This window comes from uncultured Cedecea sp. (assembly GCF_947498825.1).
Classification (GTDB): Bacteria; Pseudomonadota; Gammaproteobacteria; order Enterobacterales; family Enterobacteriaceae; genus JGM124.
This window is the reverse complement of record NZ_CANMLV010000001.1, coordinates 327,985-344,333: the sequence shown is the minus strand read 5'-3', so window position 1 is coordinate 344,333 and position 16,349 is coordinate 327,985. Positions and strand designations below refer to the sequence as shown.

Here is a 16,349-nt window from a genome sequence, read left to right as displayed (position 1 = left end):
GTTACATCTCCAGAAAGTTTTTCAGCAACTGTGCGCCAGCGGCACCTGAACGTTCCGGGTGAAACTGTACGCCCCAGAAATTGTCTTTTTGTACCGCTGCGGTGAAGGCTTCACCGTAATGTGCCTGGGCGATGGTATTCTCACACACCGGCATGGCGTAGCTGTGAACAAAGTAGAAATAAGCCCCTTCTTCAATGCCACGGAACAGGCGGTCACCCGCTTTAGGATAAACCCGGTTCCAGCCCATATGGGGCAGCGGCAGTCCGGCATCTTTCATCTGCAGAACCGGCTGATCGACAATGCCCAGCAGGTCAACACCATTATTTTCATCACTGCGGCTACCGAGCAGTTGCATGCCCAGGCAGATACCCAGCACGGGCTGGGTACAGGCTTTAATCAGGGGAACCAGTTCACGTTCGATAACTTGTTTCATGGCCGCCTGGGCCGTCCCCACACCCGGTAACAGCAGTTTATCGGCACGCAGCACCACATCCGGCTCACGGCTCACGATGGGCTCATAACCGTGGCGCTGGATGGCTGATTTTACCGAGTGCAGGTTCGCACAGCCGGTATCGAGAATGACCACGTTCATTACAGAACCCCTTTTGAAGAGGGCAGAACATCGCCTTCCACACGGATAGCCTGGCGCAGCGTACGGCCAAAGACTTTAAACAGACTTTCAACCCGGTGGTGGTCGTTTTTGCCTTTGGTTTTCAGGTGCAGCGTCACGCCCATGGTATAGGAGAGGGAGCTGAAGAAGTGTTCCACCATTTCGGTGCTGAGGTCACCCACGCGCTGATAGTTAAACTCGGCTTTATACTCCAGATGCGGGCGGCCAGAGATATCCAGTGCACAACGGGCCAGACACTCATCCATCGGCAGCATAAAACCAAAGCGGGTAATGCCGCGTTTATCACCCAGCGCCAGACGCAGGGCTTCACCCAGTGCCAGACCGGTATCTTCTACTGTATGGTGGTCATCAATATAGAGATCGCCATTAACAGTAATCTCCATGCGGAATCCGCCGTGGGTGGAGATCTGGTCCAGCATATGATCAAAGAAGCCGACACCGGTATTGATCTTGCTGCCGCCTTCGCGGTCCAGCCAGACTTTAACGTCGATTTGTGTCTCTTTGGTGTTACGTGCCACATGGGCGTAGCGATCGCGTTTGGTCAGCTGTTCACTGATATGGGACCAGTTTAAATCGCTGCTGTGGTAGCGCAGCCCCTGAATTCCCATATTTTCTGCCAGTTCAATATCAGTGGCGCGGTCGCCAATCACATAACTATTGGCAGCATCCAGTACGCCATCTTCCAGATAGCGGGTCACCAGTGCCGTTTTAGGTTTGCGGCAGGCGCAGTTGTCGGCTGGCAGGTGCGGGCAAATCAGTACTTCATCAAACGCAATGCCCTGAGAGGTGAAGACCTGCATCATCAGGTTATGCGGGGCGTCAAAGTCGGCTTGCGGGAAGCTATCGGTACCCAGACCGTCCTGATTGGTGATCATCACCAGTTTATAGCCTGCTTTCTGCAGTTTTAGCAGAGCCGGAATAACATTGGCTTCAAAGGCCAGTTTATCCAGACGGTCAACCTGGAAGTCAACCGGGGGTTCACTGATCAGGGTACCGTCGCGGTCAATGAAAAGGATTTTCTGGCTCATTTGTTCTCCGAGGTCTGCAGGCCGGGTTGTTCTTGTAGTGCAGCGACAAGGCGCTGGCATTCAGCACGGGTGCCTATCGAAATACGCAGGCAGCCGCTTAAAGAGGGTTGTTTATTCTGGTCACGCAAAATAATGCCTTGATCCCACAGGGATTTAAACACCTGACTGGAATCGGTGATTCTGACCAGAATATAGTTGGTCTCGCTTTTGAAAACCTGTTCAATACAGGGCACTTTTTCCAGAGCGCTGACGAGCTCCGCGCGATTTTCAATAATTTCAGCGACTCGCTGGCGCATCGCGGCAAGTCCTTGCTCGCTCAGGGCCTGAGCGGCAATATCGGCCACCGGGGTGGAGAGTGGATAAGGCGCAATCACTTTCAACAGCAAATTAATGACTTCTTTATTGGCCAACGTAAAGCCGCAGCGTAAGCCTGCCAGCGCAAAGGCTTTAGACAGGGTCCGCAGGATAACCAGGTGCGGATACTCAGCAAGCCATTGGGTCAGGGTCGCCTGCGGGCAGAATTCAATATAGGCTTCATCCGCCACGACAAGGGTCTTGTCGCGCGTCAGTTCCAGCAGGGCGCGTAAGTCCTGAGGATGAATAAGCTGGCCGGTTGGGTTGTTAGGGCTGCAAACATACAGCACCTTGACGTTATCAAGCTGGCGGGTGATAGCGGGCAGGTCGAGCTGCCAGTCCGGCCGCGTCGGGACAATACGACACTCAACACCGAAGGTTTCAGCGCTGACGCTGTACATACCGTAGGTCGGCGGGCAGTACATGATGGCGTCCTGGCCTGGTTCGCAGAAGGCGCGGATCAGCAGTTCAATGCCTTCATCTGCGCCACGGCTGACCAGCACTTGTTCGGGTTGCACACCGGCATAGGCGGCATAACGCTCAATCACCTGTGCAGGCTGGCATTCCGGATAACGGTTCAGTGTCTGAGCGGTTAACTGAAACTCTACGGGGGTCGGGTATTCGTTGGCGTTCAACCAGACATCGCCGTTGCCACCGAGACGACGGGCAGAGAGGTAAGGCACCAGTTTGCGAACGTTGTCGCGGGCTAAGGCTTCAATACTCATTTTTCATCCCCTTGCTGGCGGGCATTCAGCGCCGCAACACGTAGAGTAACGGCATTTTTATGGGCGGTCAGTTGCTCTGCAGCCGCCAGTATTTCAATGGTCTTCGCCAGTGAGGAGAAGCCAGTCACAGAGAGTTCCTGAATAGTCATACGCTTCTGGAAATCCGCCAGACCCAGACTTGAACAAGTCGCCGTGTAACCGTAGGTCGGCAGCACATGGTTGGTGCCAGAGGCGTAATCACCCGCGGACTCCGGTGACCAGTCGCCGAGGAACACCGAACCCGCGCTGGTAATATCATCCACCAAATCACGGGCATTACGGGTCTGAATAATCAAGTGCTCCGGTCCATAACGGTTCGATATTTCAATGCATTGTGCCAGTGACTCAGTCACAATCAGACGGCTGCTGGCCAGCGCCTGACGGGCGGTTTCTGCGCGTGGTAGCTCCGCTAACTGACGCTCGACGGCAACGGCGACGGCTTCGGCCATCGCGGCATCCGGGGTCAGCAGAATGACCTGTGAGTCCGGGCCATGTTCTGCCTGAGACAGTAAGTCTGAGGCAACAAAATCAGGGGTTGCTCCACTGTCAGCAATCACCAGAACTTCTGACGGACCGGCAGGCATATCAATAGCCGCGCCATCAAGACGCTGGCTGACCTGGCGTTTTGCTTCGGTGACATAGGCATTGCCGGGCCCAAAGATTTTATCCACTTTAGGCAGGGATTCGGTGCCCAGCGCCAGGGCAGCAATCGCTTGCGCGCCACCGACTTGAAAGACTTCCTGCACACCGCAAAGTGAGGCCGCATAAAGAATTTCGTCAGCAATCGGAGGGGGTGAGCAAAGTACCACTTTGCGACATCCGGCAATGCGTGCTGGGGTTGCCAGCATCAGCACGGTAGAAAATAGTGGCGCTGAACCACCAGGAATATAGAGTCCGACAGAAGCCACCGGGCGGGTGACTTGCTGGCAGCGCACACCTGGCAGCGTTTCAATATCCACCACTGCCAGTTGCTGGGCGAGGTGAAATTTTTCAATATTGGCGACGGCAACGGACATCGCTTGTTTCACGTTATCATCGAGGCGTGCGACAGCGGCGGCAATTTCGTCGTCAGTGACACGTAACGACTGGACTTCGGTTTTATCAAACCGGGCGCTGTACTCACGCAGCGCGGCGTCGCCGTTGTTTTTAACGTTATCGATTATTTCGCCAACGATACGGGTGATATTGTCCGAAGCGGAGATAGCCGGGCGGGTTAACAGTGCCTGCCGGGTTTGCTCATCGCTGTCATTCCAGTTAACCAGGGTATTAAAACTCGACATGGTGGCTTACTCCATCATCTTCTCAATTGGCAATACCAGAATCGAGCTGGCACCAAGCGCTTTCAGTTTTTCCATAGTTTCCCAGAACAGGGTTTCGCTACTCACCATATGCATGGCAACACGCTGTTTGTCACCTGCCAGCGGCAGAATGGTTGGGCGCTCAGCACCTGGGAGCAGGGCGATAATATCGTCCAGACGCTCGCTTGGCGCATGCAGCATAATGTATTTTGACTCACGTGCCTGAATCACCCCTTGAATACGCGTCAGCAGGGTATCCACCAGCTGCTGTTTGCTGGCTGTCAGTTCGCCATCACGCTGAATCAGGCAGGCTTTGGACTGGTAGATCACTTCGACTTCACGTAAGCCATTTGCTTCAAGTGTCATACCGGTGGAGACCAGGTCGCAGATAGCATCAGCCAGACCTGCACGCGGAGCCACTTCAACGGAGCCGTTCAGCATACAGGACTTAAACTGCACGCCTTTTTTATCCAGGTAACGTTTCAGCAAGTGCGGATAAGAGGTGGCGATACGCTTATTCTGTAAACTCTGTACACCTTCCCAGTTCACATCTACCGGCGTGGCCATTGACAGGCGACAACCCCCGAAATCAAGACGGCGCAGGGTTAAATAGCGCGGGTCTTCGCCTTGAGCGCGACGGTTCAGTAACTCTTCTTCCAGCACGTTTTCGCCGATAATACCGAGGTCAACGACACCGTCCATCACCAGGCCCGGAATATCGTCATCACGGACGCGCAGGATATCAATCGCCATATTTTCAGCCTGGGCAATCAGTCGCTGGGTGTGCAGGTTAATTTTAATGCCGCAGCGCGCCAGAAGTTCGCGTGATTCGTCACTGAGACGGCCTGATTTTTGAATAGCGATGCGTAAACGGTTGATGTCAGACATTGTTGGTTACTCCTTATATTTATTCATTATGACGTCCAAAAAAAAGCCCCCGAAGAGTTTCTTCCGGGGGCTTTATTCGCGTGCTAGCACCACTGGAAGAACTTTTCGTCTTCCAGCACCAATCGCCTGAAAGACTAGTCAGGATGATGGTGATGGTGGTGGTTTTTAGTCAGAACGCGTGTCATAAAATTCTCTGGTATCAAGATGTATTGATTTCTGTAAACTAACCTAAACCAGATTGCCTGATGGGTGCAAGGGCTTTTTTGGTTAATATTCATATTCTGTCGCGTTTTGTCATTGGTGTGCGAAACCCGACTGGAGTAGCTTTTACCAAGGTATCGATGCTATCACAGAACATAACACTGCAACACCAGGAGAAGGGATATGAAAAAGGTCGCTATCATCGGGTTAGGGTGGTTAGGAATGCCGCTGGCTTTATCGCTGGTGGCGCGGGGTTATCAGGTGCTGGGAAGTAAGACGACATCTGATGGCGTTGAAGCTGCCAGAATGTGCGGCATTGAAAGCTATCCGTTGGTATTAGATCCGCAGATGGAGTGTGACAGTGATGCTCAGGACGCATTATTTAATGTTGATGCACTGATACTGACATTACCCGCCCGGCGTAGCGGAGACGGCGAGAACTTCTATTTTCAGGCGGTGCAGCAGGTGGTTGATACCGCTCTGGCGCATGGCGTACCGCGGATTATTTTTACCAGCTCCACCTCCGTCTATGGTGACAGCGAGGGGATGGTGAATGAAAGCAGCCCTTTACGGCCTGTTACCCAGAGTGGCCGGGTATTAAAAGAGCTGGAAAGCTGGTTGCATAGTTTGCCGGGGACAGAAGTCGATATTGTACGTCTTGCCGGGCTGGTTGGGCCACAACGACATCCCGGCCGTTTTATGGCGAATAAAACCCAGCTTCCCAACGGGCATGACGGTGTTAATTTGGTCCATCTGGATGATGTCATCGAAGCGCTAAACTTGTTATTACAGGCACCACGAGGCGGGCATATCTATAATCTCTGTGCTCCCGAACACCCCACGCGCGCTGTTTTCTATCCACAGATGGCAAAGCAGCTTGGATTAACACCGCCGCAATTTCTCAGTGAAACGAAAACCGGGTCCGGAAAGCTGGTGGATGGCAGTCTGATTTGCCGTGAGCTGGGTATGGTTTATCAGTACCCTGATCCGCTTCTGATGCCACTCTGAATCGGGTAAAAAACTCTCTTTTTGTAACTGAATTGACACAATTTGTATACGGATTAGTCAAAAATCATCAGCGAACATAGCCATCCCAGCGCTGACGCGGTATACAGAGCGGAAAAATAATATTTTCTGACATGATTTTAACGAAAAAAAGTGCCCATAAAGGCTTTATTGTCTTGTCAATTGGCAAGCGTTTGAGGCAAAATACTCGCTCTGCAAAAAATGCACACTAACCGACGTTTAAAAGACGTCGGTTATTTTTTTGCAATCAATTAAGTCAGACAAACGGCATGATGCCAAAAAAACAAGAGGCCGGGCTTCGTACCGGATAGATACTAGCTTTTAAAAAACGACAGTTGTGTCGCCGAGGAAATCAAGATGGGGCAGATTTTTGCTTTTGCGCGGACTTTCACTGAACCAGAGGAAAGTTGCCATGTCGCTTAACGTCACCGCAGGTACAAACAATCGTGTAGGGTTAAAGAAGACTTTAACACTGCTTCCCGTAGTCATGATGGGTCTCGCCTATATGCAGCCCATGACGTTGTTTGATACGTTCGGTATTGTTTCCGGGCTGACCGACGGTCATGTACCGACGGCCTATGCCTTTGCTCTGATAGCGATATTATTTACCGCGCTTAGCTACGGTAAGCTGGTACGCCGTTTCCCGTCTGCGGGTTCGGCCTATACTTACGCTCAAAAATCATTTAATCCGCTGGTTGGCTTTATGGTCGGCTGGTCATCGCTGCTTGATTATCTGTTTATGCCGATGATCAACATTCTGCTGGCAAAAATTTACTTTGAAGCTTTGGTACCCGGGGTGCCATCGTGGATATTTGTTATTGCACTGGTCGGTTTTATGACCGTATCTAACTTGCGCAGCGTAAAAACGGTGGCTAACTTCAACGGCACTATCGTTATCATGCAGATAGCGCTGATTGCCGTGATTATCGGCCTGGTTATCTACGGTGTTGCCGGGGGTGAAGGTCAGGCTACGCTGAGCAGCAGCAAGCCGTTCTGGTCTGAAAATGCCCACTTGGTACCGATGATTACCGGTGCGACAATACTCTGCTTCTCGTTTACCGGGTTTGATGGCATCAGTAACCTGTCTGAAGAAACCAAGAATGCGGAACGTGTTATTCCGCTGGCTATTCTTCTGACTGCATTTATCGGCGGTATGATCTTTATCGCTTCAACCTATTTCTTGCAACTGTACTTCCCGGACATCTCTCGCTTTACCGATCCGGAAGCTTCACAGCCAGAAATTATGTTCTTTGTGGCAGGGAAAGCATTCCAGGTGGGGGCGCTGATTTTCTCTACCGTAACCGTACTGGCATCCGGTATGGCTGCACATATGGGGGTATCCCGTCTGATGTATGTTATGGGCCGTGACGGTGTGTTCCCAACGCGTTTCTTCGGGTATATCCATCCAAAATGGCGTACCCCGGCATTTAACGTACTGCTGGTCGGTGCGGTTGCCTTACTGGCGCTGGATTTTGATCTGATCACCGCTGCTGCATTGATTAACTTTGGTGCACTGGTTGCCTTTACCTTTGTTAACCTGTCGGTTATCTCTCAGTTCTGGATCCGTGAGAAGCGCAACAAAACGCTGAAAGACCATCTGAACTACCTGATCCTGCCGATGATGGGCGCGCTGACTGTTGGTGCCCTGTGGATCAATCTGGAGCAGAGCTCAATGATCCTCGGTCTTATCTGGGCCGCCATTGGTTTTGTTTACGTGGCTTGTATGACGAAAAGCTTCCGCAACCCGGTACCACAGTGCAGCGAAGATATTGGTTAATTGCCGCTGAGCAATAAAAAATGAAAAGAGGGAAAACGGATATTTTCCCCCGGACTGTAACTCACCCCACTTTATTGTGGGGTGAGTTTTTTTGTGCGCCGGGCATGGCGCTGTCTGTTGACTGTGGTGGTAACCGACGACTTGGAGGTGTAAGTTCTCTACACACCGGCAAGGGGAATTTCAAACAGACGCTGCTGGATGTTACATCCTGAATTAACGATCGCTTTCAGGTAGTTAAATCTTATTGGGGATATCAATATGGAGCTTAAAGAATAAGGCCCCTTTACGGGGCCTGGAGACTGATGACAAAGCTAAAGTGATATCTAATTCTCAGCGCTTATTTACGAAAATAAACAGGAAAATCAATTCATTGATTTTCGGCTGATAACACAAAGAAGGAAAAACCACGTTTTTTCCTTTTTTGTCAGCAATCTGAAGACCCCTTTACGGGGCCTTAGAGAGACTGATTACATCATACCAAACAGACGAGGCAGGAATAATGAAATCGAAGGGACATAGGTGATCAGCGCCAAGCTGACTAATAAGGCAAAGAAAAACGGCAGCATTGGTTTAATTAAGTCTTGCAGTTTAACGCCCGACACGGAGCATCCAACAAATAATGCACTTCCCACTGGCGGAGTACACAGACCAATACACAGGTTAGCAACCATCATAATACCGAAGTGAATCGGATCCATTCCCAGCCCCACGACGATAGGCAGGAATATAGGTGTGAATATTAATACTGCCGGAGTCATATCCATAAAGACACCGATGACCAGCAGAATGATATTAATAATAAGTAAAATAACTAACAAATTATCAGAGAAACTGGTCAGTGCATCGTTGATCATATAGGGGATGTCAGCATTTGTCATCGCCCAGGACATACTTACAGACACACCAATTAAGAACAGAACGATGGAGGTCGTAACAATTGAATCGAGAATTATCTTTGGAATGTCTCGTAATTTAATCTCACGATAAATGATGACCGAGAGTATAAATGTATATACCACAGCAATCGCTGAAGCTTCTGTTGCAGTAAATATTCCACCTAAAATCCCGCCCATCACAATGATGACCATCAGCAGACTAGGAATAGCATCCCAGGTGATTTTAAGGGCAACTTTAAAAGGTATACGAGCCTCAACCGGATAGTTGCGACGTTTAGCCATAATATAAACCACGAGCATCACACTCAATCCCATCAGGATGCCGGGCAAATAACCTGCCATAAAAAGTGAGGCAACAGAGATGCCACCTGCGGTTAATGCATAGATGATAAGTACATTAGAAGGTGGAATAAGTAAACCGGTTATACATGACGTGACGTTGACAGCTGCAGAGAACGCCGGGTCATATCCCGCTTTCTTTTGCATAGGCGCCATGGTGCCACCCACAGCCGCCGCGGCCGCGACTGCGGATCCTGATATGGAGCCAAACATCATGTTTGCCATGACGTTAACATGCGCCATAGAGCCTGGAATTCGCCCAACCAGCAGCTGGGAGAAATGAATCAGTCGATGAGCGATACCGCCACTATTCATGAGGGATCCCGCAAAGATAAAGAATGGAATCGCCAGTAATGAGAAACTATCCAGGCCTGTTGCTATCTTTTGGGAAGCAATCGTTAAAGTCACATCAAGGGAAAGCATAAAAGTTCCGGCAATAACCGTCGCAATCCCAATGGCAAATGAAATAGGTACACCAATAAATACTAAAACAATGAAGGATAGCAGCATGACTACCGGAACAAACCATTCCCAATCCATAAGCCATTCCATTATGCTACTCCTTTCTTAATATTAATAAGTGCATCAATAATAAATAGAATGCAGTAATAAAAAATAATGACTCCACTCAGTGGCAATACAATGTAAATGTAGGCCATCGGCAGTTGCATTGCGGGAGAAACTTGCCCGGTAGATAACACTTTAGCGAATAATCTAGAACCGCCATAAATCAGTGCTCCACAGGAGAATAAACTGATAATAATATTTATGACAATTGCACTGATATATTTTTTCTTACCTGTCAGATGGTGAGTAAAAAGGTCAATAGAGAGGTGTTTCTGTAAGCCAACAGTATAAGCTGCTCCTAATAACGCAACCCATATCATACTAAAACGAGCAATTTCATCTGTCATAGTACTTGGCGAATTTAACACATACCGACTAAATACCTGCCAGACTACACAGAAGACCAGCATGGTCATAATAACGATAGAAAACCATGCGAGAACCGTATCGATCGGCTTTTTATATTTTACAATTAACATGTGCTGACCTGCTCAAAAGGCAGGACAAACTCCTGCCTTAGTGTTAAATAGAATTATTGTTTTCCTGCACTTTCAATCTGCTCTATCCAACTTGCAACATTTTTATCTTTACGAAAATCGTCATAAAGAGGACGAAGAGCCTGGCGGAACGGTTCTTTATCAACAGTAATAAATGTCACGCCCATCTCTTGCGCTTTTTTTCGACTGTTGGCCACTTCTTCGTCCCACAGTTTCTGTTGATACAGTTCCGAGTTGTGTGCCGCTTTGGTAAAAATAGCCCGCTGCTCATCACTCATTTTATCCCAAACCGGCTTGGAGATAATGAGGTAGTCTGGCACCGATGTATGCTGGTCTTCAGTAAAATATTTCGCTACCTCCAGATGGCGAGTTTGGTAATAAGAAGGTTCATTGTTTTCAGCACCATCAATTACCCCCTGCTGTAAGGCTGTATAAACTTCGCCGAAAGGGATCGGAGCAGGAGATGCACCCAGCAGTTCAATAATTCTGTTGGTTGTTGGCGTTGAAACGACACGAATTTTCATGCCTTTCATATCTTCTGGAGAGTGCACTGGTTTTTTAGTATAGAAGCTACGATTGCCTGCCACATATGCGGCAATAGGCGTAAATCCTTGTGGGGCAGTTTCCTGCATGATTGAACGACCGACAGGGCCATATAAAACTTTTTTGAAATGCGCTTCGTCATTAAACAGATAAGGCAGGCTGAATACAGAGAATGCACTTGCGAAAGGCTCCATTTCACTGGCGCTTGCCTTCGTCATATCAAGGCCACCGGCCTGAATCATTTCTAAGGTTTCACGCGGTCCACCCATTTGGCCGTTAGGATAAATACGGATCCGCATTTTTCCACCCGACTCTTTTTGTACTTCTTCCGCCATCTGCGCGATAGCTTTATGAACAACATGTTCCTGATCTAAGTTATGCGCTAACTTCAGCGTCAATTTATCGACAGCAGCATGCACTGAGGATTGAAACATCAGTGGGGCAGCCAGAGCCATTCCTATCAGTAGTGACTTCATTTTCATCGATTATTTCCCATAAGATATTATGTAGTATCAGTTCAGTCAGTGTTCTTCACGTAGAATTTCAGAATATATCTCACACTCAATGTCATACCTCTTGCGAAAGATATCATACAAAAAAGTGCAACTTTTATTCGCTGAGGTTTACAGGGCTGTCTATCCTGCATCTCACTAAAAACCGCCGGGTTGCCTGAAGAATCGCGGTTAAGAATTGCTTTTTTACTGAATAACCATAGTAATACAATGTATTTTTATCGAGAGCGTGATCTGAATCGCTAAAATAGTGGTAAACCGAATGATTGAAGTTGTATGATAGGTTTTGTTCTGATAGAAGATAGCTTTCACGTCGATCCGGAGCGCACCATGGCACATTTTCTCACCGAAGATTTTTTGCTAGACACAGAGTTTGCACGTAAGCTTTATCATGATTATGCAGCCGATCAACCGATTATTGATTACCATAGCCATTTACCTCCTCAACAAATTGCCGATGATTATCAGTTCAAAAACCTCTATGACATTTGGCTGAAAGGTGACCATTACAAATGGCGTGCGATGCGTACCCATGGGGTGGATGAGCGCTTTTGTACGGGTAATGCTGAAGACTTTGCTAAGTTCCAGGCGTGGGCAGAAACGGTTCCTTTCACTATCGGTAACCCGCTCTATCACTGGACACATCTGGAGTTAAGAAGACCTTTTGGCATTAAAGATGTGCTCTTATCGCCTGAAACAGCTGACTCTGTCTGGCAACGTGGTAATGCGCTGTTGCAACAGCCTGAATTCTCGGCTCGCGGAATACTGCGCCAGATGAATGTTCATATGGTAGGAACGACAGACGATCCTATTGATGATCTTTCTCATCATAAACGTATTGCTTTAGATAGCTCTTTGCAGGTTCAGGTTCTCCCAAGCTGGCGTCCTGATAAAGTATTTAATATTCATTTAAGTACTTTTGGGGCTTATATCTCTCAACTTGAAGCGGTTTCTGACGTTGAGATAAATAGTTTTGCGGCCCTTCGTCAGGCGCTTGTCAAACGGCTTGATCATTTTGCCGGGCATGGCTGTACCATCGCCGACCACGCCCTGGATGAAGTGCCTTTTGGTCTTACCGATGAAGCTACACTGAATCAACTGCTACTCAAAGGCCGACAATCTGCGCTGGTTGACAATCATGAGATCGCCTGTTTTAAAACGGCTGTCCTTCTCTTCTTAGCCGAGGAATATACCCGTCGTAATTGGGTACAGCAGTATCATATCGGTGCCTTGCGTAATACTAATGAATATATGTTGAATCAACTTGGCCCCGATACAGGTTTCGACTCTATCAACGATGGCCCTGTCGCTGCGCCTCTGGCTCGACTGCTTAATGAACAAGCGAAAACCAATCAATTGCCTAAAACAATCCTTTATTGCCTGAACCCCAGAGACAATGAGGTGATAGGCACTATGGTCGGTAATTTTCAAGCGGCGGGAATACGCGGAAAAATGCAGTTTGGTTCAGGCTGGTGGTTCAACGATCAAAAAGACGGTATGCAGCGCCAGTTAACTCAGTTGAGCCAGTTGGGTCTGCTCAGCCACTTTGTTGGCATGTTAACCGATAGCCGTAGCTTTTTATCCTATACCCGCCATGAATATTTCCGCCGTATCCTCTGTCAGATGATAGGTCGCTGGGTAGCGGATGGTGAAGCACCTGCGGATATCAATCTGTTAGGTAGCATGGTGAAAAATATTTGCTATGACAATGCGAAGTCGTACTTCGGACTGACTATCGAAAAATAGTGGCCTCGCATATTGCTAATAACGAGTAGATATAATGACTATAACTTTAAATCGTACTAATTTTCCTGGGCCGCAATATACCACTCGCATCATGCAATTTGGCGAGGGCAATTTTTTACGCGCTTTTGTTGACTGGCAGATTGATCTCTTAAATGAAAAAACCGGCTTAGATGCAGGTATCGCTGTTATTCGTCCACTAAATTCTGACTTTCCACCGTCGATGAATACCCAGGATGGGCTTTACACGACGGTTGTCAGAGGGTTAACCCCTACGGGGGAGGCCGTCTCTGATATCAGAATGATTCGCTCAATCAATGAAGAAATAAATATCTATCAGAACTTTGATGATTATATTTCCTTGTCGCGTGATGAAAATATTCAATTTATTTTCTCAAACACTACCGAGGCAGGTATCAGCTATCATTCAGGTGATAAGTTAAGCGATGCTCCCCCGGTGAGTTTCCCCGCCAAACTCACCGTTTGGCTGTACGAGCGCTACCAATACTTTCAGGGGGACAGCAAGCGCGGCGTGACTATTATCCCTTGTGAACTGATTGACTATAATGGTCAGGCTTTACAGTCTCTTGTCCAGCGTTATGCAAAAGAGTGGCAGCTGCCAGTAGAATTCTTATATTGGCTGGAACACAGCAACCCGTTCTGCTCCACTCTTGTAGACAGAATTGTGACTGGTTATCCGCGTGAGCAGGCAAAGAAATTTGAGCAATCTCTCGGATATCATGATCAATTCCTGGATACAGCAGAATATTTTTATCTGTTCGTTATTCAAGGGCCTGAGTCGCTTAAAACAGCATTGCACCTTGATAAGCTGGACTTGAATGTTCTGATTACTGACGATATCAAGCCTTATAAAGAGCGAAAAGTTGCCATACTTAATGGTGCACATACCGCATTAGTACCTGTTGCCTATCTGTCAGGTATCGATACAGTGGGTGCGGCAATGGAAGATGAGCAAGTTTTTGAGTTTGTTGAGCAGACGATTTATCAGGATATTGTTCCGGTGCTTTCTTTGCCACAGGCTGAACTTGACTCCTTTGCGCAATCTGTACTACAGCGTTTTAAAAACCCCTATATTCAGCACCAGCTACTGTCTATTTCACTAAACAGCATGACGAAATACCGCACGCGGATATTACCTCAAGTCATCCGCTGGCATGAAGAACAGGGGAAATTGCCTCACTATCTTATTTTCTCTCTGGCTGCACTGATCGTTTTCTATCGTGGAACTCGCGGTGATGAAACAATTCCTTTAAGCGATGATGCCATCTGGTTAAGCCGTTTCAACGACCTCTGGCACGGATATGAGCAGCAAAAAATCAGTTTGCAAGAATTGGTCAGACAGGTTCTCGATGACCGTGAACATTGGCAATATTCTCTGTTGAGCATTCCTGGTTTTGCTGAACTAACAGAGCGTTATGTTTCTGACATTTTATATGGCGGTATGCGTCAGGCGTTAAAAAATGCCTTTTAGCCGAAACAGGTAGCGCATTACTGGCAACATCAAGTCGGTTGATCGATGAACAGCATTCCGTTCCGGAATGAGATGAACTGACAGGTGTGACCAATATGATTTGAAGCAAAGTATTTTGCGTAACTGTCGCAGGTTTCACGGAAAAAATCTTACTACGTGCAGTATTGCGCAAAATACTGACTCGGTGAACGGGCAAATGGTCGGTGAGCTGCCCAGTCCATATGGAATGTAACTCATTAAAATGAAAAAAATATTATGAAAGAAATTATAAAAATTCATCCTGCAGATAATATTGCTGTAGCACTTGTTGAGCAACAAAAAGGGCATCGGGTTATCATCGATGAACAGGCCATTCAACTGAATGATGATATTGCCCGTGGGCATAAATTTGCCTTACGCGATATTAAAGCGGGTGAAAATATCATTAAGTACGGTATGCCGATTGGTCATGCTCTCCAGGATATCCCCTGTGGAACACATATTCATACTCAGAATCTTAAAACCAATTTAAGTGATATCAATGAGTATGAGTATCAGCCAACTCATGCGTCTCTCGCTTCTCAGCCAGATAATCCGCAGGTTAATATTTTCCGTCGGAGTAATGGCGATATTGCGATTCGCAACGAAATATGGATTGTACCGACAGTGGGTTGCGTAAATGCTCTTGCCCGTAAAATGATCCAAAAATTTGAAGCACGCCATGATAACCTGGATGATATTGATGGCGTATTTCTCTATAACCATACCTATGGCTGTTCTCAGTTGGGTGACGATCATCTGACTACACGCACTATCCTACAAAATTTGGTACACCATCCGAATGCAGGTGGCGTATTAGTGGTTGGCTTAGGTTGCGAGAATAATCAGATTACCGAGTTTAAGAAAACCCTGGGTAATTATGATCAAGAACGAGTCCGTTTTATGGTCTGCCAGCAGGCTGACGATGAAATCGCCGAGGGTAGCCAACTGCTGGAAGAAATATATCAAACTATTCGTCACGACCAGCGTGTACCTGGTTATCTCAGCGAAGTGAAATTTGGTCTTGAATGCGGGGGCTCCGATGGCCTGTCAGGTATCACGGCGAATCCTCTTCTTGGGCGCTTCTCTGATTTCTTAGTCGCCCATGGTGGAACTACCGTATTAACGGAGGTCCCTGAGATGTTTGGCGCAGAGCAGATCCTGATGAACCAGTGCCAGAATGAAGAGACCTATCATAAAACAGTCGATATGGTTAATGACTTTAAACGCTATTTTATGTCCTACGATCAGCCTATCTATGAAAATCCATCTCCAGGCAATAAAGCGGGTGGGATCTCAACGCTTGAAGAGAAATCTCTTGGTTGTACTCAAAAAGCGGGAACAAGCCAGGTGGTTGATGTACTGAAATATGGTGAGCGCCTGAAGACTCCTGGCTTTAATTTACTCAGTGCACCGGGTAACGATGCAATAGCAACCAGTGCGTTAGGTGCAGCAGGCTGTCATATGGTTTTGTTTACCACCGGTCGCGGTACTCCATACGGCGGATTCGTCCCTACGGTTAAAATCGCAACAAACAATGAGCTGGCTGAGAAGAAAGGTCACTGGATAGATTTTAACGCCGGGGCATTGCTCACGGGTAAAGACATGTCACAGTTGCTGGATGATTTCACGCAAGTGATTGTTGACGCTGTAAACGGTAAACGGGTAAAAAATGAAATCAATGACTTTAGAGAGCTTGCCATATTTAAATCAGGCGTTACGCTGTAGTGAGTCATGATTATTGATAATCAAAGTCTTTGTTAGACAGGCCAAGG

General features: G+C 47.7%; 14 protein-coding genes and 1 other annotated feature. Of the genes, 5 read left to right on the top strand and 9 right to left on the bottom strand.

What is annotated here, in order from left to right; all coding sequences use genetic code 11:
• Window position 1 precedes the first annotated feature (1 nt).
• The 6 genes from hisH to hisL form a co-directional block, all read right to left on the bottom strand.
• Window positions 2-592, bottom strand: a complete 591-nt coding sequence (gene hisH / locus Q1A40_RS01790; RefSeq protein ID WP_299997002.1) for an imidazole glycerol phosphate synthase subunit HisH — start codon at window positions 590-592, stop codon at window positions 2-4.
• Entirely contained in the window at window positions 592-1,659 is a 1,068-nt protein-coding gene (hisB, locus tag Q1A40_RS01785; RefSeq protein WP_299996999.1) for a bifunctional histidinol-phosphatase/imidazoleglycerol-phosphate dehydratase HisB, read from the bottom strand. The genes hisH and hisB overlap by 1 nt, the downstream gene beginning before the upstream one ends.
• Window positions 1,656-2,738 (bottom strand): histidinol-phosphate transaminase, encoded by a 1,083-nt coding sequence (hisC, locus tag Q1A40_RS01780; RefSeq protein WP_299996996.1) that lies wholly within the window; start codon window positions 2,736-2,738, stop codon window positions 1,656-1,658. The genes hisB and hisC overlap by 4 nt, the downstream gene beginning before the upstream one ends.
• The gene (hisD, locus tag Q1A40_RS01775; RefSeq protein WP_299996993.1) at window positions 2,735-4,057 is read right to left on the bottom strand and encodes a histidinol dehydrogenase; all 1,323 of its coding nucleotides are present in this window, start codon (window positions 4,055-4,057) and stop codon (window positions 2,735-2,737) included. Before hisD ends, hisC begins: the two co-directional genes overlap by 4 nt.
• A 6-nt stretch (window positions 4,058-4,063) precedes the next feature.
• On the bottom strand, window positions 4,064-4,963 hold the full coding sequence (gene hisG, locus Q1A40_RS01770) for an ATP phosphoribosyltransferase (RefSeq protein WP_299996991.1): 900 nt from the start codon (window positions 4,961-4,963) through the stop codon (window positions 4,064-4,066).
• A 37-nt stretch (window positions 4,964-5,000) separates the two neighbouring features.
• Window positions 5,001-5,122, bottom strand: a sequence feature (His leader region).
• Entirely contained in the window at window positions 5,098-5,148 is a 51-nt protein-coding gene (gene hisL, locus Q1A40_RS01765; protein WP_299997857.1) for a his operon leader peptide, read from the bottom strand. Its footprint overlaps the feature before it by 25 nt.
• 199 nt (window positions 5,149-5,347) lie before the next feature.
• Between hisL and Q1A40_RS01760 the strand changes: the two genes are divergently transcribed.
• Together Q1A40_RS01760 and Q1A40_RS01755 are read left to right on the top strand one after the other, a co-directional pair.
• The gene (locus Q1A40_RS01760) at window positions 5,348-6,172 is read left to right on the top strand and encodes an SDR family oxidoreductase (RefSeq protein ID WP_299996988.1); all 825 of its coding nucleotides are present in this window, start codon (window positions 5,348-5,350) and stop codon (window positions 6,170-6,172) included.
• Window positions 6,173-6,602: 430 nt separating this feature from the next.
• Window positions 6,603-7,967 carry an APC family permease gene (locus Q1A40_RS01755; protein WP_299996985.1) on the top strand — a complete coding sequence of 455 codons (1,365 nt, stop codon included), beginning with the start codon at window positions 6,603-6,605 and terminating at the stop codon, window positions 7,965-7,967.
• 467 nt (window positions 7,968-8,434) lie between these two features.
• On the opposite strand, the gene Q1A40_RS01750 is transcribed toward Q1A40_RS01755, so the two are convergent.
• The 3 genes from Q1A40_RS01750 to Q1A40_RS01740 are packed head-to-tail and all read right to left on the bottom strand — an operon-like array spanning window position 8,435 to window position 11,291.
• A complete protein-coding gene (locus tag Q1A40_RS01750) occupies window positions 8,435-9,754 on the bottom strand; it encodes a TRAP transporter large permease (protein WP_299996982.1) in 1,320 nt (439 codons plus the stop codon).
• Window positions 9,754-10,248, bottom strand: a complete 495-nt coding sequence (locus Q1A40_RS01745; RefSeq protein WP_299996979.1) for a TRAP transporter small permease — start codon at window positions 10,246-10,248, stop codon at window positions 9,754-9,756. Before Q1A40_RS01745 ends, Q1A40_RS01750 begins: the two co-directional genes overlap by 1 nt.
• 53 nt (window positions 10,249-10,301) lie before the next feature.
• Window positions 10,302-11,291: a TRAP transporter substrate-binding protein gene (locus tag Q1A40_RS01740; RefSeq protein WP_299996976.1), complete on the bottom strand. Its 990-nt coding sequence runs from the start codon at window positions 11,289-11,291 to the stop codon at window positions 10,302-10,304.
• 360 nt (window positions 11,292-11,651) lie between these two features.
• On the opposite strand from Q1A40_RS01740, the gene uxaC reads away from it, so the two are divergent.
• From uxaC to Q1A40_RS01725, 3 genes are all read left to right on the top strand, one after another.
• Window positions 11,652-13,067, top strand: coding sequence for a glucuronate isomerase (gene uxaC / locus Q1A40_RS01735; protein WP_299996974.1), 1,416 nt, complete (start codon window positions 11,652-11,654; stop codon window positions 13,065-13,067).
• Window positions 13,068-13,101: 34 nt separating this feature from the next.
• A complete protein-coding gene (locus Q1A40_RS01730; protein WP_299996972.1) occupies window positions 13,102-14,556 on the top strand; it encodes a tagaturonate reductase in 1,455 nt (484 codons plus the stop codon).
• A 255-nt stretch (window positions 14,557-14,811) separates the two neighbouring features.
• A complete protein-coding gene (locus Q1A40_RS01725) occupies window positions 14,812-16,302 on the top strand; it encodes a UxaA family hydrolase (protein WP_299996969.1) in 1,491 nt (496 codons plus the stop codon).
• The last annotated feature ends 47 nt before the right edge of the window (window positions 16,303-16,349 follow it).

What these genes read in the sequence shown, in the direction of transcription:
- Q1A40_RS01745 (WP_299996979.1), bottom strand. Translation starts at nt 10,248, where the DNA reads ATGTTAATTGTAAAATATAAAAAGCCGATCGATACGGTTCTCGCATGG.
- hisB (WP_299996999.1), bottom strand. Translation starts at nt 1,659, where the DNA reads ATGAGCCAGAAAATCCTTTTCATTGACCGCGACGGTACCCTGATCAGT.
- Q1A40_RS01750 (WP_299996982.1), bottom strand. Translation starts at nt 9,754, where the DNA reads ATGGAATGGCTTATGGATTGGGAATGGTTTGTTCCGGTAGTCATGCTG.
- hisD (WP_299996993.1), bottom strand. Translation starts at nt 4,057, where the DNA reads ATGTCGAGTTTTAATACCCTGGTTAACTGGAATGACAGCGATGAGCAA.
- Q1A40_RS01730 (WP_299996972.1), top strand. Translation starts at nt 13,102, where the DNA reads ATGACTATAACTTTAAATCGTACTAATTTTCCTGGGCCGCAATATACC.
- Q1A40_RS01760 (WP_299996988.1), top strand. Translation starts at nt 5,348, where the DNA reads ATGAAAAAGGTCGCTATCATCGGGTTAGGGTGGTTAGGAATGCCGCTG.
- uxaC (WP_299996974.1), top strand. Translation starts at nt 11,652, where the DNA reads ATGGCACATTTTCTCACCGAAGATTTTTTGCTAGACACAGAGTTTGCA.
- hisH (WP_299997002.1), bottom strand. Translation starts at nt 592, where the DNA reads ATGAACGTGGTCATTCTCGATACCGGCTGTGCGAACCTGCACTCGGTA.
- Q1A40_RS01755 (WP_299996985.1), top strand. Translation starts at nt 6,603, where the DNA reads ATGTCGCTTAACGTCACCGCAGGTACAAACAATCGTGTAGGGTTAAAG.
- hisC (WP_299996996.1), bottom strand. Translation starts at nt 2,738, where the DNA reads ATGAGTATTGAAGCCTTAGCCCGCGACAACGTTCGCAAACTGGTGCCT.
- Q1A40_RS01725 (WP_299996969.1), top strand. Translation starts at nt 14,812, where the DNA reads ATGAAAGAAATTATAAAAATTCATCCTGCAGATAATATTGCTGTAGCA.
- Q1A40_RS01740 (WP_299996976.1), bottom strand. Translation starts at nt 11,291, where the DNA reads ATGAAAATGAAGTCACTACTGATAGGAATGGCTCTGGCTGCCCCACTG.
- hisG (WP_299996991.1), bottom strand. Translation starts at nt 4,963, where the DNA reads ATGTCTGACATCAACCGTTTACGCATCGCTATTCAAAAATCAGGCCGT.